Consider the following 15,923-nt stretch of genomic DNA (forward strand, 5'->3'; position numbering starts at 1 on the left):
ATGAGCGATATCCCCATGAACCATGCCGCGCCCGCATCCAAGATTGTCTCCCCATCAAGGGTTCTCACTGCCAAGGCCCTGCGCCATCGCAGCTTCATGCTCGGTTTCTGCGTTGTCGGCACTGTTGCCCTGGTTGCTCTGCTTGCGCCCTGGCTTGCCCCCTATGATCCCTACAAGCAGGACCTTTTGGCCCGCATGGCCCGCCCGGTCTTCATGGGAGGCGAGTGGAAGCATATTCTCGGTACCGATGCGCTGGGCCGCGATTACCTGTCGCGCATGATCTATGGTGCGCGCGTATCGCTGATGATCGGTTTTGTCGCGGCGATGATTTCCGCCGTGATCGGCACCACGCTTGGCATTCTCGGCGGCTTTTTCGGCGGCAAGGTGGATGCGGTGGTAATGTTCATCGTCTCGGTGCGTCTCGCTTTGCCGGCAACGCTGGTGGCGCTGGCGGTGGTCGCCCTGTTCGGCGGTTCACTGACTGTTGTTGTTCTCGTGCTCGGTTTCCTGCTCTGGGACAGGTTTGCCGTCGTCATGCGCAGCGCCACCATGCAGGTGCGCCAGATGGACTATATCGCGGCAGCCGAAGTGCTGGGCGCAAGTGTTGCGCGCATCCTTTGGAAGGACGTTCTACCCAATGTCTTGAATGCGCTGATCGTCATCATCACGCTGGAAATGGCGCATGCGATAATCCTGGAGGCCGCCTTGTCCTTCCTTGGTCTCGGCGTGCAGCCACCCACGCCGTCCTGGGGGTTGATGATCTCGGAAGGCAAGGAAATGCTGCTGTTTGAAAGCTGGCTCATCACCATTCCGGGTCTGGCTTTGTTTGTCCTGCTTCTGGCAATCAACATTTTGGGTGATGGCATTCGCGACATTACCGCACCGGAGGGACGCAACTGATGTCACCGCACGCTTCCCCATCGGTTCTGTCGATCCGCAACTTGACGGTTGATCTGCCAAAGGGCGGCGATCGTGCGCATGCGGTGTCTGATCTGTCGCTTGAGATCCGCGAAAAGGAAATCCTGTGTATCGTCGGCGAATCCGGCTCCGGCAAGTCGATCACCTCCTTTGCCGCCATGGGCCTTTTGCCGAAAGCGCTGAAACCTTCGTTGGGGGAGATCTGGTTTGACGGCTGTGATCTTCTGAAGGTGCCGGCCAAGCAGCATGCGGCCCTGCGCGGCAAGCGTATGGGCATGATCTTTCAGGAGCCGATGAGCGCGCTTAACCCTTGCTACACAGTGGGGGAACAGATCGAGGAAGTGTTCCGGGCCCATACCCGCATGCCACGCGCCGAGCAGCGACAAAAGACGCTGGCGCTTTTGGCCGAAGTGCGGTTGCCGGAGCCGGAACGCCTCTATCATGCCTATCCGCATCAGTTGTCGGGCGGCCAGCGGCAACGCATCGTCATTGCCATGGCGTTGGCCATGGAGCCGCGCCTGCTGATTGCCGATGAGCCGACCACGGCGCTCGACGTGACCACGCAGGCGCAGATCCTAGACATGTTCAAGGAGTTGAAGGAAAGCCGCAATGCCGGAATTCTGTTCGTCACCCATGATTTTGATGTGGTGGCGGAAATCGCAGACCGTGTCCTGGTGATGCAGAAGGGTGTTGTCGTCGAACAGGGCCGTGTCGATGATGTGCTCAACCATCCCCGTCACCCTTACACCCGCAAGCTTATCGATGCCGTGCCGCGCCGCCATATTGCCAAGGGCGCACCCGCGCAGGACAGACCGATCGGTCTGCGGGTGGCTGGCATCGAAAAGACATTCCGAAGCCCGCGTACCCTGTTCAAGGCGGCCCGCACGGTGCAGGCGGTGCGCCCCATCGATTTTACCATTCTGGAAGGTCAGACGCTCGGCATCGTTGGAGAATCCGGTTCCGGCAAGTCAACCCTGGTGCGGTGCCTCATGGGGCTCGTCGAGCCGGATGAAGGCAGTGTCTGGATTGGTAATCAGCGGCTGGAAACCCATACGGAGGCCAGCCGGCGGGCCTTTCGCAAGCATATCCAGATCGTCTTCCAGGATCCCTATGGGTCACTCAATCCACGCCGTCGCATCGGCGATCTGTTGATCGAAGGACCGCTCAATTTCGGCGTGTCGAAAGCCGACGCGCTGAAGAAGGCGCGTGAACTCTTGAAGATCGTGCGGCTGGAAGAGGATGCACTGGACCGCTACCCCTCGCAGTTTTCCGGTGGCCAGCGCCAGCGGATTTCCATTGCACGGGCGCTGATGGTGGAGCCGAAGATCCTGATTGCAGACGAAGCCGTGTCGGCGCTCGATGTCTCGGTACAGAAGGACGTGCTGAAACTGCTGGACGATATCAAGCGCAGTGTGGGGCTGACGATGATTTTCATCACCCATGACCTGCGCGTCGCCGCTGAAATTTCCGACCATATCCTTGTCATGCAGAAGGGCGAGGCGGTGGAATATGGCAGCGTCGATGCAGTGTTCGGCAATCCGCAATGCGATTATACAAAGCATCTCTTGGCAGCAATGCCCGGCAATGGCTGGGAGGCGCCGGATATGGTAGCGCTTGCCGCGGCACAAGACAGCATCATGGCATAAGGTGGCAGGCAATATGGAACGGCAGACGATACTCGAAGAGGCCTCGGCCTATGTCTTGAACGGCGCGCTCGCCGCTGATCTTGCGCGGCTTGTCGCGCATCGTTCCATCAGCCAGTCCGAAGGACGGCCGGAGGATTTGCGTGCCTATCTGACTGTCGAAATGCAGCCGATGCTAAAGGCCATCGGCTTTACCTGCGCGATCTTTGACAATCCGCGAGCCGGCGGAGCGCCGCTTCTGATCGGTACGCGGATCGAGGATGCGGCGCTGCCGACAGTGCTCATTTACGGCCATGGCGATGTCTGCAATGGCGAGGCGCATCGCTGGCGCGAGGGCTTCGATCCCTTCGTCCTAACGCTCGAGGGCGAGCGGCTCTATGGTCGCGGCACGGCCGACAACAAGATCCAGCATCTCATCAATATCAAGGCACTGGAACAGGTCATCCGGGCGAAAAGGCATCTCGGGTTCAACGCCAAGATCATCATTGAAATGGCCGAGGAGACTGGTTCGTTCGGTCTTCGCGAATTTTTCGAGGCCCACAAGCCTGCTCTGTCGGCCGATGTGCTGATTGCGTCGGATGGTCCGCGGCTGGCCGTGGATACGCCGACCATGTTCATGGGCTCGCGCGGCGGCCTCTCCTTCGATCTTGTCGTCAACCTGCGCGAGGGCGATCACCATTCCGGCAATTTCGGCGGCCTTCTGGCCGATCCGGTGATCATCCTGTCGCATGCAATCGCCTCGCTCACCGATCAGCGGGGCCAGATCCAGATCCCGGAATGGCGGCCAACCAGCCTGACGCCCGATATTCGCGCAGCCCTCAGGGATCTGCCGCCGCGCCGGCATGATGCTGATTGGGGCGAGAAGGATCTGACGCCATCGGAGCGCGTCTTCGGCTGGAATTCGCTTGCGGTGCTGGCGATTGCCGCCGGCAATATCAAGGCGCCGCAAAATGCCATTTCCGGATCGGCACGCGCCACCTGCCAGCTGCGGCTTGTCGTTGGCACCGACATGGACGCGATCCTGCCGGCGCTTCGCCGCCATCTGGATGCCCAGGGCCTGACGATGGTCGAGATTCAAACCTCGAAGGGCGAACCTTTCAAGCCCACCCGCTTTTCGCCGGATCACCCCTGGGTCAGCTTCGTCGAGCAATCGATTGCCCGCTCGTCGGGCAAGGCGCCGCATGTACTGCCGAACCTTGCCGGTTCGCTTCCCAATGATGCCTTTACCGATATTCTCGGCCTGCCGACCATCTGGGTTCCGCATTCGCATGCCGAATGTGGCCAGCATGGCCCGAACGAGCACGCGCTTTTGCCGATCGCCGAAGAGGGCATGCGCATCATGACGGCGCTGTTTCTCGATATCGCCGACAATGCCGGCAGTTTGAAGCCCGTGACGAACTGACATGCGCGAGAAGACTCATCCCGCCGACCTTACGGCCCATGATGCCGTTCGCCTCATCGCCCGCCGGCAACTGTCGCCGGTGGAACTGGCTGAGGCCTGCATTTCCCGGATCGAGGCACTGAACCCGGCGATCAATGCCGTGGTGGCGCAGGATTTCGACCGCGTCATCGATCAGGCGAAACTGGCCGAAATTCAGGTGATCGAGGGGCAACCGCTCGGCGTGCTGCATGGCCTGCCTTTCGGCGTGAAGGATATGATCGATATTGCCGGTCTGCCGACCACTTTTGGCTCGGAGATCTTTCGCGATAATCTCGCAACCAAGGACGATGCCATCGTTGCTGCCATGCGTCGCGCCGGCGCCATTCCGCTTGGCAAGACGAACAATCCGGACTGGAGCGCCGGCGGCAACACGATCAACCGCGTTTATGGCGCGACCGGCAATCCGCATGATCCGCTAAAGAGCGCTGCTGGCTCGTCTGGCGGGTCTGCGGCAATGCTTGCCGCGCGCATGGCGCCGCTTGCAACCGGATCGGATACCGGCGGGAGTCTGCGCAATCCGGCGGCTTTTTGTGGTGTGGTCGGTTTTCGCCCGTCACCGGGCGTTGTTCCTGGCGATACGCGCGCGTTGTCGCTCTTGCATCTGTCGACCAGCGGCCCGATGGCACGAACGGTGGCCGATGTCGGTCTGATGCTCTCGGTCATGGCGCGGCCCGACAGGTTGGATCCCTATACGACGGTTGTGGACGGGCGAACGCCCTGGGACCCGGCAGCATTTGCACAGCCCGGACGGCTGAATCTTGGCGAGCAACGTATTGCCATCACCGAGGATTTCGGTTTTGCGCCGACGGATGGCGTGGTGCGGCAGGCCTTCCGCAACGTGATGGCTCGGCTGGGCCCGCATCTGGGCCGGGTGGAGGATCACCATCCGGCCTGCGACGGCGCGGATCGCATCTTCTCCGTGCTGCGTGGCCTCGCCTTTATCGGCCATGGCAAATACCTGCACATGGCGCCGGAAAAGGTTGGTCCCAATGTCACCGTCAATGTGGCGGAAGGCTTGAGTTTCAGCCCGCAGGATATTTACGATGCGATGGCTGCACAGGGTCGTTACTATCGCGACTGGCAGGTTTTCTTCGAAAGCTGTGATTTCATTCTCTGCCCCGCCGTCACCATTTCGCCGCGTGATTGGCACGAGCTTTACCCTGAGCACATCGATGGCGTGGCGACGAAGAGCTATTACCATTGGCTTGCCATGGCCTATGCCTCCACGCTCTCTGGTCATCCCTCGATCACCATTCCGGTGGGGCGCGATGCGCTCGGCATGCCGTTTGGCCTGCAGATAATTGGGCGGCGCCATGATGATTTGGGCACGCTGAAGGCTGCCGCCGAAATCGAGGCCGTCCTGGCGGACGACCCCGATTTTGCCGCGCCTTGGGTCGATTTAGATCAGCTTGCGGCGTCTCCACCCATTGCAGCCACGCCCGGCTTTATTCCGGACTGGTGAGCTTCAATTCTGATGCCGGCGGATGAGGGGCGAGCGACCGGGAAGGGAAGCCCGGCCGCAGGCTATCCATTAGCCATTGCGGAAGGCGTAACCGTAGCCGTTCAGCGCCGGTGCACCGCCCAGATGGGCGTAAAGAACCTTCGAGCCTTCCGGGAAATAGCCTTTTTTGACCAGGTCGATCATGCCCTGCATGGATTTTCCCTCGTAGACCGGGTCCGTGATCATGCCCTCAAGCCGGGCCACGAGGCGGATCGCCTCCTTGGTTTCCTCTGACGGCACGCCATAGACCGGATAGGCATAGTCTTCCACCAGTACAATGTCGTCCTCAGTGATCTCACGGCTAAGCTTGACCAGGTCGGCGGTGCGGCGTGCGATTTCCAGTACCTGGGCCTTCGTCTGGGCGGGGGTAAAGGAGGCGTCAATGCCGATGACACGCTGCGCGCGGCCGTCCTTGGCAAAGCCCACTGTCATGCCGGCATGGGTGGACCCGGTGACTGTGCACACGACGATATAGTCGAACAGGAAGCCGAGTTCCGCTTCCTGTGCACGGACTTCCTCGGCAAATCCGACATAGCCCAGGCCGCCATATTTATGCACCGAGGCGCCGGCTGGTATGGGATAGGGCTTGCCGCCCTTGGCCTTCACGTCCTCGATGGCATCTTCCCAGCTTTTGCGGATGCCGATATCGAAGCCCTCATCGACCATCTGCACGTCGGCACCCATGATGCGTGACAGCATGATATTGCCGACGCGGTCATAGACGGCATCCTCATGCGGCACCCAGGCTTCCTGTACCAGCCGGCACTTGAAGCCGATCTTGGCGGCCACAGCCGCGATCATGCGTGTGTGGTTGGACTGTACCCCGCCGATGGAGACCAGCGTATCGGCATTCGACTTTATGGCATCAGGGATGATGTATTCCAGCTTGCGCAGCTTGTTTCCGCCATAGGCGAGACCGGAATTGCAATCGTCGCGTTTGGCGTAGAGCTGCACCTTGCCGCCCAGATGCTCGGTCAGGCGATCGAGCTTCTCAATATGTGTCGGGCCGAAGGTGAGGGGGTAGCGTTCGAATTCGTCCAGCATGCATTGTTCCTCTCGGTTTTTATTATGGTGCATGCTAGTCAGAAAACTGCTGAAACGTCCTCTCTAAGATGAAGGCAATTTTCCATTATAATTCCGATAGAGTTGGTCTTTTGGTGAATTTCTTCGAAATGGAAGGCTAAAAATGAAAGAAACCATCAGTCCCGAAAACCTTGACCGAATTGACGTCAAGATCCTGCGCCTGTTGCAGAAGGATGGGCGTCTGTCGAACGCGGATCTGGCGCAAATGGTCGCTGTCAGTCCCGCGACCTGCCATCGGCGCACGCAGCGCCTGTTCCGCGACGGCTACCTCACGGGTGTGCGGGCGCTGGTCTCGCCGCAGAAGGTGGAACGCGGCGCGCTGGTGATGGTCGGTGTGGTTCTCGACCGCTCGACGCCGGAAAGCTTTGCGGATTTCGAGACGGCAGCCGCCGGCCTCAGCTTCGTGCTGGACTGCCATCTGGTGGCAGGGGATTTCGACTATTTCCTCAAGATCCGCGTCGGCGACATGGCAGATTTCAACCGCATCCATGGCCAGCAACTGATCGCGCTGCCTGGCGTGCGCCAGACCCGCACCTTTTTCGTCATGAAGGAAGTGGTGGACAATCGTCCGCTGGACTTCTGACGCTCAGGTGGCGGCCTGCGTCAGGTCTGCTCAAAAGAATGAGCCGGCCATTTCCGGCGTGCCTTCCAAGGCATGGCCCATGAATTCCAGCGCGCCTTTCAGCCGTTCCCGCGTGATCGAACCGCCAAGGCAGACGCGCACGGCCTCTTCCGGTGTGCCCTCAACAGTGAAGGCGTCGCTGGCCACCACGCCGATCCCGGAATTGCGCATATGCGTGCTGAAGGTGGAGCGCGTCCAGCCATTGGTCAACGGCAGCCAGATGTTGAAACTGATCGGATCGGCCCGGTAACTGTCCGGCGGCAGAAGTGCAGACACCATCTTCTGGCGGGCAGCGGCTTCGGCGCGGATGAAGCGAAGGATGGTGTCGGCCGTGCCATCCTCTATCCAGCGCGTGGCAAGTGCCGCATTGAGCGGCGAGGCCATGACATTATTGGCGCGCATGGCGCTGACGAAAGGCCAGGCGGATTTTGTATCGGGCGCAACCACAAAGGCGAGCCTCAATCCTGCGCCAATGCATTTGGCAAGTCCCCCAATATGCCAGGTCAGGTCTGGAGCCATGGTGGCAAGCGGCGGCGGCGCATGAACCGGGATGAAGCCATAGGCGTCGTCCTCGACAATCGGCACATGATATTTGCGCGCCACGGCACAGATCTCCTCGCGCCGCCTTTCCGGCACGGTTAATGTCGTCGGGTTTTGCAGTGTGGGATTGAGATAGATCGCCTTTGGCAAGCGGTTCTGGCAGGCGAACGCCAGCGCGTCCGGTATGATCCCGTGTTCATCCATGGCAAGGCCGCAGAGGCTGAGACGCAGCTGTGCAGCAATTGACCGGATGCCGGGATAGGTGATGTTTTCGCAGAGAACCGTCTGGCCGGGCTTGGCGAGGTTGGAGAGGATGGCGAGCAGCGCCGGGTGGGCGCCGGGCGTCACGAAGATCCGCTCCTGGGATGGCACCAGGCCGCGACGGCTGAGCCAGGCGGCGGCTGCGTCCTTGTCCATCGGCGAGCCGCCAAAGCCCTGATAGCGCAAAAGCGATACCAGATTGGACGCAACGGCGGTCAAGCCCTCCTGCATCCGCTCAAGCAGGGCCGGATCGTCGGGTTCCGGCGGCATGTTCATGGAGAAATCGATGGCAAGCGTGCGACGCGGATCGGGTGCGGCGGCGAGCGCAAAGCCGCGCCTTTCCCGGTCTGCGCCACCTGTAACGAAGGTGCCGCGCCCCACATGCGAGCTTACAAGCCCGCGCTTGTGCGCTTCCACATAGCCGCGGGCGACCGTTGTGAAATCCATGCCGAGACGTCTTGCCAGTTCGCGCTGCGGCGGCAGCCTGTCGCCGATCAGCAGGACCCCGCTTCGCAGATCCATCTCGATCAGGTCGGCAATTGCCATATAGCGCGGGCTCGCACTGCGGCTGAGATCCGGGAACCATTCTTTCATGTCGGCCTGTACGATTCGGATGGAGACATATTGACTGTATATTGTTGCAGGAGCCCGCTGTCATCCGCAAATTCTGGGCAGCTCGAGCGATGCGCAAATCCGGCACCGCCTGTGAACGATGTGTTCTCTTCCGTCGGTTGAACCGCCTCGATTGAGGTTGTATTTTGGCTGCAAAGCCGGGAATTGATGGTAAATTGACGGTGCGAAATTCACGGCATGCCGCATCCATTTTCGGCAGTATCCTGCCGTTTTCGAAGACAGGTCGCGAGTGGCAGTGCGATTATTGAATGTATAAATGACTGCATATGATTAGTATTTGATCGGATTTTTCCGAAAATCAATTTGGCATGGCCCTTGCAATCGTTGGAATGCGCCCCGTGAGAGGCTCAAGTTCAACCAGAGGAGCGATCCATGCCTGCAGTGACCAAGCCAGCCCATGAAAAGGGTGACTTCTTCGTGGACTATGAGGAAAAGGTTTTCGAAGACGTTCAGGCCAAGGAGGGCGAAAAAGCCCTTATCACCTTCCATACCGTGGCATTCGAAGGCTCGATCGGCCTCGTTAATCTGCTGCAGGCCAAGCGTCTGAAGCGCAAGGGTTTCGAGACCTCCATCCTGCTTTATGGTCCCGGCGTGACGCTGGGCGTGCAGCGCGGCTTTCCCAAACTCGGTGACGAAGCCTTTCCCGGTCATCTGAATTTCAACAACCAGATTGCCGGTTTCATGGAAGAGGGCGGCAAGGTCTATGCGTGTCGCTTTGCACTGCAGGCGCTCTATGGCCATGGCGAGCCGTCGCTGATGCCCGGCATCAAGCCGATCAGCCCGCTGGATGTGCTCGACCTCATCCTGATCCATCGCCGCGACGGCGCCTTCATTCTCGATACCTGGACGCTTTGAGCCGCCGGGCGGGGCGCTTGTCGCCCCGCCGCATCCCCACATCTTGAAGAGACCATGTCATGGATAAGAAAACCGTTCGGGCCGCCGCTGCCCAGATCGCGCCGGACCTGACATCACGCGAAAATACCATCGCCCGCGTGCTGGAGACGATCCGGGAGGCGGCGTTACAGGGCGCCGAACTGATCGTGTTTCCGGAAACCTTCGTGCCCTGGTATCCTTACTTCTCCTTCGTGCTGCCGCCGGTCCTGTCGGGCCGAGAGCATATCCGGCTCTACGAAGAAGCAGTCACCGTTCCCTCGCCAGCCACCGATGCTGTCGCAGCGGCTGCCCGCGAACATGGCATGGTCGTGCTGCTCGGCATCAACGAGCGCGACCATGGGACCCTCTACAATACGCAATTGTTGTTTGATGCCGACGGGACGCTGATCCTCAAGCGGCGCAAGATCACCCCGACCTTTCATGAGCGGATGATCTGGGGGCAGGGGGATGGCTCCGGTCTGAAGGTTGTCGACAGCGCTGTCGGGCGCATCGGCGCGCTCGCCTGCTGGGAACATTACAATCCGCTCGCCCGCTATGCGCTGATGGCGCAGCACGAGGAAATCCACCTCGCGCAGTTTCCAGGCTCCCTGGTCGGTCCCATTTTCGCCGACCAGATGGAGGCGACCATCCGTCATCACGCGCTCGAAAGCGGATGTTTCGTCATCAACTCCACCGGCTGGCTGACGCCGGAGCAGATCCGCTCGATCACGCCGGACGAGGGCCTGCAGAAGGCGCTGGCCGGCGGCTGCATGACGGCGATCATTTCGCCCGAGGGCCGCCACCTTGCACCGCCGATCACAGAAGGCGAGGGCATCCTGATCGCCGATCTCGACATGAGCCTGATCGTCAAGCGCAAACGCATGATGGATTCGGTCGGTCACTATGCCCGGCCCGAGCTTCTGCATCTCGTCATGGATACCAGAACCACCGCACCCATGGTCGCATCCGGCGACCGCGCCGCCCTTCCTCTCTTCGAACGGACCCAGACAAGGATCGACACCGATGGACACGATACGGCAAACCGCGACGGAAACGCTGATCAACGAGTTGCAGTCCTTCGGGGCTAGGCTCATCGATCCCAAGGCCGGCCACGAGAGCCGTCGCGGTGGCGCCGGCCCTTCCGACCACAAGGCGCTGACCATTGACGGGATGACCGTGATGGTGCCCGTGCACACAGCGCCTGCCTTCGAGAGCCCCTATGTCGTGGAAAAGCCTGACGATGCTGGCAGGAGCCGCATCAGCCGCGATGGCACGGTTCTGGGCGAGGTCTCCTTTCCGCTGCGTCCCCGCTTTTACGAGCGCTCCACGGCGGATGGTGTCCCCTATTCGCAGATTGCCGTGCTGCATGGCCGCGATGTGCTGGCGACCACTGTGCTGCAAACCTGTATCCGCTATCAGAGCCGCACGAAGACCTGTCAGTTCTGTGCCATCGGCCAGTCACTGGCGGCGGGGCGCACCATTGCCCACAAGACGCCGCAGCAATTGGCCGAGGTTGCCAAGGCCGCTGTTGAGCTGGATGGCGTCAAGCACATGGTGATGACGACCGGCACGCCGAAGGGTGACGATCGGGGGGCGGCCGTGCTAGCCGACAGCGCGCGCGCCATCAAGGCAGCTGTCGATCTGCCGATCCAGGGTCAGTGCGAGCCGCCGGAGGATGACATCTGGTTCCAGCGCATGAAGGATGCCGGCATCGACACATTGGGCATGCATTTGGAAGTCGTCACGCCGGAGGTTCGCGCCCGCATCATGCCTGGCAAGGCGCAGGTGCCTGTCGAGAAATACATGCGGTCCTTTGAGGCGGCGGTGAATGTGTTCGGCCGCGGTCAGGTTTCGACCTATATTCTCGCCGGTCTCGGCGATACGGCCGAGGCCATTCTCGACATCTGCGCAAAGCTCGTTTCCCTCGGCGTCTATCCCTTCGTCGTTCCTTTCGTGCCGATTTCCGGCACGCCGCTGGAGAGCCATCCAAGCCCATCGCCGGATTTCATGCATTCGATCCTCGAGCCATTGTCGCGCATGCTGGTGGAAGGCGGTTTGAAGTCCGTCGATATCAAGGCCGGCTGCGGCAAATGCGGTGCCTGCTCGGCGCTTTCGACCTATGAGCGGAGATTGACCGCATGATGTTCGAACCCATCATCCCGTTCAGGACAGCCGAATATCAGGTGAAATTCGCAACCTCCGAATGGGAACGTCGCGAGGCGCATGCCCTTCGACGGGCGGTGTTCTGCAAGGAGCAGAATTTGTTCGATGGCGACGACCGCGACGCGATCGACGACCACGCCATCCCGATCGTCGCTTTGTCGATGCTCGGCGTGGCATCCGATCAGCTTGTCGGAACGGTGCGGATCCATGAAGCAGAGCCCGGCCTATGGTGGGGCTCGCGGCTTGCAGTGCACGAGGATTTCCGCAAGATCGGCGCGCTTGGTGCCACCCTGATCAAGCTTGCCGTCTCCTCTGCCCATGCCATGGGCTGCACCCGGTTTCTCGCCAATGTCCAGGTGCAGAATGGCCTTTTGTTTCGCCGGTTGCATTGGGAGGTGATCGAGGAATTCGAGATCTACGGTAAGCCACATCTGCGGATGCAGGCCGATCTTGCGCATTACCCGCCCTGCGTCACGCCCGAGGCGGGCTTCGTCGCGCTGCCGAAAAAGGCGGCCTGACCATGGCATTGGATTTGAAGGCCATTGCCGACAGGCTCCGCGCCAGCGCCGGCATATCCGCCAAGGCCGATATCGGCGCTGTCGCTGCCCGTCTCGGCCTATCCGGTCAGGCCGTGCCGGTTGGCGATGACTGCGCGGCCATTGCAGACGGGGATGGCTTCCTGCTGTTTGCGATCGAAGGCTTCATCAACGAATTTGTGGCTGCCGATCCCTGGTTTGCCGGCTGGTGCGGGGTCATGGTCAATATTTCCGATGTCGTTGCCATGGGCGGCCGCCCGTTGGCCGTGGTCGATGCGGTCTGGGCCAATGGTGAAGACGCCGCCGCGCCGCTGCTGGATGGCATGCAGGCGGCGGCCAAAGCCTATGGCGTTCCGATTGTCGGTGGGCATACCAATATCAAGACAGATCGCAGCCAGCTTTCGGTGGCCATTCTCGGTCGGGCGAGGCGACTGCTGACGAGTTTTGATGCAAGGCCGGGTGACATTCTGATTGCCGCCATCGATCACCGTGGCCGCTACCGCGAACCCTTCAACAATTGGGAGGCTGCGACAACCGCGCCGCCGGAGCGATTGCGCGCCGATTTGCAGATCCTGCCCGAGATTGCTGAAGCTGGACTGGCTGACGCTGCCAAGGATATCAGCCAGGGTGGCATTGTCGGCACCGCGATCATGCTGGCCGAATGTTCCGGCGTCGGCATCGAGATCGACCTTGCCGCCATTCCACTGCCCGACGGAGTGAGCCTTGATCGCTGGCTTTCGACATTTCCGAGCTTTGGCTATCTCATCGCGGTGAGGCAGGACAATATCGCGGATGTGCTGCAGCGGTTTGCCGGACGGGACCTCAGCGCCGCGGTCATCGGTGCGGTGACTGAGGGCTCTGCAATCGCGATTTCTGTCGATGGCGAGCGTGAAGTGATCCGCGACTATCGTGCCATGCCCCTGATGCAGTTGACGAGGGAGGCCGCAGAATGAGCCGGCCCCTGCGCATTGCCATGCTGACCCATTCGACCAATCCGCGTGGCGGGGTCGTGCACGCCCTGCATCTGTCGGAAGCGCTGGTGGTGCTGGGGCACGAGGTGGTTCTGCATGCGCCGGATGCGGTGGGGAAGGGCTTTTTCCGCAAGGCACGATGCGGCTCGGCCTGTTTTTCGGTCGGCCCGGCACCCGCAGGCATGACTGCAATGGTGGAGCAGCGGATTGCGGACTACGTCACCTATTTCGAAAGTCCGGCAGCGCGGGACTTTGATATCTTTCATGCGCATGACGGCATATCAGGAAACGCGCTGGCACGGTTGAAGGAGCGGCGGCTGATCGATGGTTTTGCCCGAACCGTGCATCACATCGACCAGTTTTCCGATCCACGCCTGATGGTGCTGCAACGCCGTTCGATTGCTGCTGCCGACTGTTTCTTCACCGTTAGCCGTCTGTGGCGGGGCGTGCTTGCCGCTGAGGGCAAGGCCTCGGTCAATGTCGGCAATGGCGTCGATATTGCGCGGTTTTCGCCGCGCAGGGGTGAAAGCGATGCCCGGTTGAGCGCGCGGCTTGGCCTGCCGCGCGGTCCTGTCTTTCTCAGCATCGGCGGGGTTGAGGCGCGCAAGAATAGTGTTCGCATCCTGAAGGCTTTCACGCAGGTCCGGTCTGTGCGGCCGGATGCGCAGCTGGTGATTGCCGGTGGCGTATCCCTCTTGGATCACGGTGCCTATCAAAGCGAATTCCGCAGGGTTCTTGACGAACACCCGGCGCTTGGCGGCGCCGTGCACATCATCGGTGCCGTCGCGGATGAGGACATGCCGGCACTGTTTCGTCTCGCCGATACGCTTGTGTTTCCCTCGGTCACGGAAGGCTTCGGCCTCGTCGTGCTGGAAGCCATGGCCAGCGGGGTGCCGGTGGTTGTTTCGTCAATTGCGCCGTTTACCGAATATTTGACGCCCGATGACGCGCTCTGGTGCGATCCGCTCGATCCGGCCTCGATTGCGCAGGCGATGATCCAGGCGCTGGCGGAGCCGGTTCGCCAGAAGCTTCGTCCACGCGGACTTCAGATCGGCGCACGCCACAGCTGGGAGCGGACCGCCGAGGCCCATATCGCCAGCTATCTCCAGCTCAGGGAGCATGCCCATGCCTGAAATGCGCTTTGTCGTTACCTGGCCCGATGGCCGGGACGAGGAATGTTACTCGCCCTCGCTCGTCATCAAGGATTTCTTTGCCGAGGGCCAGAGTTACCCGCTTGCCGATTTCCTCAAGCGCAGCCGCGAGGCGCTGACCATCGCCAGCGACCGTGTGCAGGCAAAATATGGCGTTCCCTGTTCGCTGGCACGCGGACAGCTTGCCCGTATCGAGACCGCTGCGACCCAATTTGACGGGCAAGAGGCTGCAACCGTTGTCATGAAGACTTTCATCGCCTGAAGGAGCAAATCCGTGAAGCCTCAAACCCTGAAGAGCCATTATCAGGCCGTCATCATCGGCGGCGGCCAGGCCGGTCTCTCGGCCAGCCACTATCTCCAGAAACAGGGCATCGGCCATGTGGTGTTCGAGGCAAAGACGGCGGCGCACAAATGGCAAAACGAGCGCTGGGACGCCTTCTGCCTCGTCACCCCGAACTGGCAGTGCCAGTTGCCAGATCACCCCTATGACGGGGCCGATCCGCATGGCTTCATGGTGAAAAGTGAGATCCTCGATTATGTCGCCCGCTTCGTCGAAAAGGTCGCTGCACCCATCCTCGAACATACCGAAGTGACGTCGGTTGAACGGTTTGGCCAAGGTTTTCGCGTCGAAAGCGCGGCCGGCACGGTGACGGCGGATGCGGTGATCATCGCCACCAGCCTTTACAGCGAGCCGGCCATTCCTCGCGCAGCCGAGCGGCTGCCGGAAACCATCACCCAAATGCATACCGCCGATTATCGCAATCCCGGCCAGTTGCCGGAAGGTGCCGTCATGGTCGTCGGTTCCGGTCAGTCCGGCTGCCAGATCGCCGAGGATCTGCATCTGGCCGGTCGCAAAGTGCATATGGTGACCGGCAATGCGCCGCGCTGTGCCCGCTTCTATCGCGGACGCGATGTGGTCGATTGGCTCGCCGATATCGGCCAATACGATATCACCATCGAACAGGATGGTATGGCCAAGAAGAAGCACGATACCAACCACTACCTGACCGGCCGCGATGGCGGGCGCGATATCGATCTGCGGAAATTTGCGCTGGAAGGCATGGCGCTTTATGGGCGCATGGAAGCCGTTCGCAATGGCCATATGGTCTTTTCGCCCAACCTTAAAGCCCATCTGGACGAGGCCGACCGCGTCTATAACGGCATCAATGCCCTGATCGATCGTCATATTGCGGAAAAGCAGATCGCGGCGCCCGAAGGTTCCGTCTATCAGCCGCTCTGGGAGCCGCAGGTGGAAATCACCGAACTCGATCTTGTGGCCGAAGGCATCACATCCGTCATCTGGGCGACGGGCTTTCGTCCCGGCTGGTCGTTTGTCGGTCTGCCGATCTTTGATGGCACCGGCTACCCGGTGCAGCGACGCGGCGTCACCGGCATTCCCGGCGTCTATGTTCTGGGCCTGCCCTGGCTATGGACCTGGGGGTCCGGCCGTTTCCTCAGCGTTGGCAAGGACGCCGAACATGTGGTCGGTCACCTGTCGCATTTCCTCTGCGACAACCAGCCTGCCGCAAGCCGGGCCATGGTGGGGTGAAATCGCTTGGCCCTTAGCCCGAGAAAAGGAGGTTTGAT

15 protein-coding genes are annotated in these 15,923 nt (G+C 60.8%); 13 read left to right on the forward strand and 2 right to left on the reverse strand.

The annotated features are described in order from the left end of the window. From E8M77_RS00530 to E8M77_RS00545, 4 genes are read left to right on the forward strand one after another with little or no spacing between them, the layout of a single operon-like run. Positions 1-900, forward strand: coding sequence for an ABC transporter permease (locus E8M77_RS00530; protein ID WP_137128652.1), 900 nt, complete (start codon positions 1-3; stop codon positions 898-900). After that, a complete protein-coding gene (locus tag E8M77_RS00535) occupies positions 900-2,564 on the forward strand; it encodes an ABC transporter ATP-binding protein (protein WP_137128653.1) in 1,665 nt (554 codons plus the stop codon). Before E8M77_RS00530 ends, E8M77_RS00535 begins: the two co-directional genes overlap by 1 nt. A gap of 13 nt (positions 2,565-2,577) precedes the next feature. Further along, positions 2,578-3,963, forward strand: a complete 1,386-nt coding sequence (locus E8M77_RS00540; RefSeq protein ID WP_137128654.1) for a M20 family metallopeptidase — start codon at positions 2,578-2,580, stop codon at positions 3,961-3,963. 1 nt (position 3,964) lies between these two features. Then, complete coding sequence (locus tag E8M77_RS00545) at positions 3,965-5,464, forward strand: amidase family protein (RefSeq protein ID WP_137128655.1); 1,500 nt, start codon at positions 3,965-3,967, stop codon at positions 5,462-5,464. Between the two features lie 69 nt (positions 5,465-5,533). Here E8M77_RS00545 and E8M77_RS00550 read toward each other — a convergent pair whose 3' ends face one another. Continuing rightward, the gene (locus tag E8M77_RS00550; RefSeq protein WP_137128656.1) at positions 5,534-6,547 is read right to left on the reverse strand and encodes a 1-aminocyclopropane-1-carboxylate deaminase; all 1,014 of its coding nucleotides are present in this window, start codon (positions 6,545-6,547) and stop codon (positions 5,534-5,536) included. Between the two features lie 142 nt (positions 6,548-6,689). On the opposite strand from E8M77_RS00550, the gene E8M77_RS00555 reads away from it, so the two are divergent. Next, complete coding sequence (locus E8M77_RS00555; protein WP_137128657.1) at positions 6,690-7,169, forward strand: Lrp/AsnC ligand binding domain-containing protein; 480 nt, start codon at positions 6,690-6,692, stop codon at positions 7,167-7,169. Between the two features lie 30 nt (positions 7,170-7,199). Here the strand turns inward: E8M77_RS00555 and E8M77_RS00560 are convergent, their stop codons facing one another. Beyond that, entirely contained in the window at positions 7,200-8,603 is a 1,404-nt protein-coding gene (locus E8M77_RS00560) for a PLP-dependent aminotransferase family protein (RefSeq protein WP_137128658.1), read from the reverse strand. Between the two features lie 411 nt (positions 8,604-9,014). Here E8M77_RS00560 and E8M77_RS00565 point away from each other — a divergent pair, with 411 nt between their 5' ends. From E8M77_RS00565 to E8M77_RS00600, 8 genes are read left to right on the forward strand one after another with little or no spacing between them, the layout of a single operon-like run. Beyond that, positions 9,015-9,497 carry an MSMEG_0572/Sll0783 family nitrogen starvation response protein gene (locus E8M77_RS00565; RefSeq protein WP_137128659.1) on the forward strand — a complete coding sequence of 161 codons (483 nt, stop codon included), beginning with the start codon at positions 9,015-9,017 and terminating at the stop codon, positions 9,495-9,497. Between the two features lie 59 nt (positions 9,498-9,556). After that, the gene (locus E8M77_RS00570) at positions 9,557-10,603 is read left to right on the forward strand and encodes a Nit6803 family nitrilase (RefSeq protein WP_137128660.1); all 1,047 of its coding nucleotides are present in this window, start codon (positions 9,557-9,559) and stop codon (positions 10,601-10,603) included. Then, positions 10,539-11,657 carry an MSMEG_0568 family radical SAM protein gene (locus E8M77_RS00575; protein WP_170975690.1) on the forward strand — a complete coding sequence of 373 codons (1,119 nt, stop codon included), beginning with the start codon at positions 10,539-10,541 and terminating at the stop codon, positions 11,655-11,657. The genes E8M77_RS00570 and E8M77_RS00575 overlap by 65 nt, the downstream gene beginning before the upstream one ends. After that, a complete protein-coding gene (locus E8M77_RS00580; RefSeq protein ID WP_137128661.1) occupies positions 11,654-12,196 on the forward strand; it encodes an MSMEG_0567/Sll0786 family nitrogen starvation N-acetyltransferase in 543 nt (180 codons plus the stop codon). The genes E8M77_RS00575 and E8M77_RS00580 overlap by 4 nt, the downstream gene beginning before the upstream one ends. A gap of 2 nt (positions 12,197-12,198) precedes the next feature. Then, positions 12,199-13,167 carry a sll0787 family AIR synthase-like protein gene (locus E8M77_RS00585; protein WP_137128662.1) on the forward strand — a complete coding sequence of 323 codons (969 nt, stop codon included), beginning with the start codon at positions 12,199-12,201 and terminating at the stop codon, positions 13,165-13,167. Next, positions 13,164-14,318 (forward strand): MSMEG_0565 family glycosyltransferase, encoded by a 1,155-nt coding sequence (locus tag E8M77_RS00590; RefSeq protein WP_137128663.1) that lies wholly within the window; start codon positions 13,164-13,166, stop codon positions 14,316-14,318. Before E8M77_RS00585 ends, E8M77_RS00590 begins: the two co-directional genes overlap by 4 nt. Then, complete coding sequence (locus E8M77_RS00595; RefSeq protein ID WP_137128664.1) at positions 14,311-14,598, forward strand: MSMEG_0570 family nitrogen starvation response protein; 288 nt, start codon at positions 14,311-14,313, stop codon at positions 14,596-14,598. Before E8M77_RS00590 ends, E8M77_RS00595 begins: the two co-directional genes overlap by 8 nt. 12 nt (positions 14,599-14,610) lie before the next feature. Beyond that, positions 14,611-15,885, forward strand: a complete 1,275-nt coding sequence (locus E8M77_RS00600; protein WP_137128665.1) for an MSMEG_0569 family flavin-dependent oxidoreductase — start codon at positions 14,611-14,613, stop codon at positions 15,883-15,885. Positions 15,886-15,923: the final 38 nt, after the last annotated feature.

The sequence above is a fragment of the Rhizobium sp. FY34 genome, assembly GCF_005222845.1.
In the GTDB taxonomy this organism is placed as follows: domain Bacteria; phylum Pseudomonadota; class Alphaproteobacteria; order Rhizobiales; family Rhizobiaceae; genus Neorhizobium.

Bases quoted from the DNA above. Each gene is read 5' to 3' on its own strand.
- E8M77_RS00585 (WP_137128662.1), top strand. From the start codon at position 12,199: ATGGCATTGGATTTGAAGGCCATTGCCGACAGGCTCCGCGCCAGCGCC.
- E8M77_RS00545 (WP_137128655.1), top strand. From the start codon at position 3,965: ATGCGCGAGAAGACTCATCCCGCCGACCTTACGGCCCATGATGCCGTT.
- E8M77_RS00570 (WP_137128660.1), top strand. From the start codon at position 9,557: ATGGATAAGAAAACCGTTCGGGCCGCCGCTGCCCAGATCGCGCCGGAC.
- E8M77_RS00550 (WP_137128656.1), bottom strand. From the start codon at position 6,547: ATGCTGGACGAATTCGAACGCTACCCCCTCACCTTCGGCCCGACACAT.
- E8M77_RS00555 (WP_137128657.1), top strand. From the start codon at position 6,690: ATGAAAGAAACCATCAGTCCCGAAAACCTTGACCGAATTGACGTCAAG.
- E8M77_RS00565 (WP_137128659.1), top strand. From the start codon at position 9,015: ATGCCTGCAGTGACCAAGCCAGCCCATGAAAAGGGTGACTTCTTCGTG.
- E8M77_RS00590 (WP_137128663.1), top strand. From the start codon at position 13,164: ATGAGCCGGCCCCTGCGCATTGCCATGCTGACCCATTCGACCAATCCG.
- E8M77_RS00530 (WP_137128652.1), top strand. From the start codon at position 1: ATGAGCGATATCCCCATGAACCATGCCGCGCCCGCATCCAAGATTGTC.
- E8M77_RS00575 (WP_170975690.1), top strand. From the start codon at position 10,539: ATGGACACGATACGGCAAACCGCGACGGAAACGCTGATCAACGAGTTG.
- E8M77_RS00560 (WP_137128658.1), bottom strand. From the start codon at position 8,603: ATGAAAGAATGGTTCCCGGATCTCAGCCGCAGTGCGAGCCCGCGCTAT.
- E8M77_RS00580 (WP_137128661.1), top strand. From the start codon at position 11,654: ATGATGTTCGAACCCATCATCCCGTTCAGGACAGCCGAATATCAGGTG.
- E8M77_RS00535 (WP_137128653.1), top strand. From the start codon at position 900: ATGTCACCGCACGCTTCCCCATCGGTTCTGTCGATCCGCAACTTGACG.
- E8M77_RS00540 (WP_137128654.1), top strand. From the start codon at position 2,578: ATGGAACGGCAGACGATACTCGAAGAGGCCTCGGCCTATGTCTTGAAC.
- E8M77_RS00595 (WP_137128664.1), top strand. From the start codon at position 14,311: ATGCCTGAAATGCGCTTTGTCGTTACCTGGCCCGATGGCCGGGACGAG.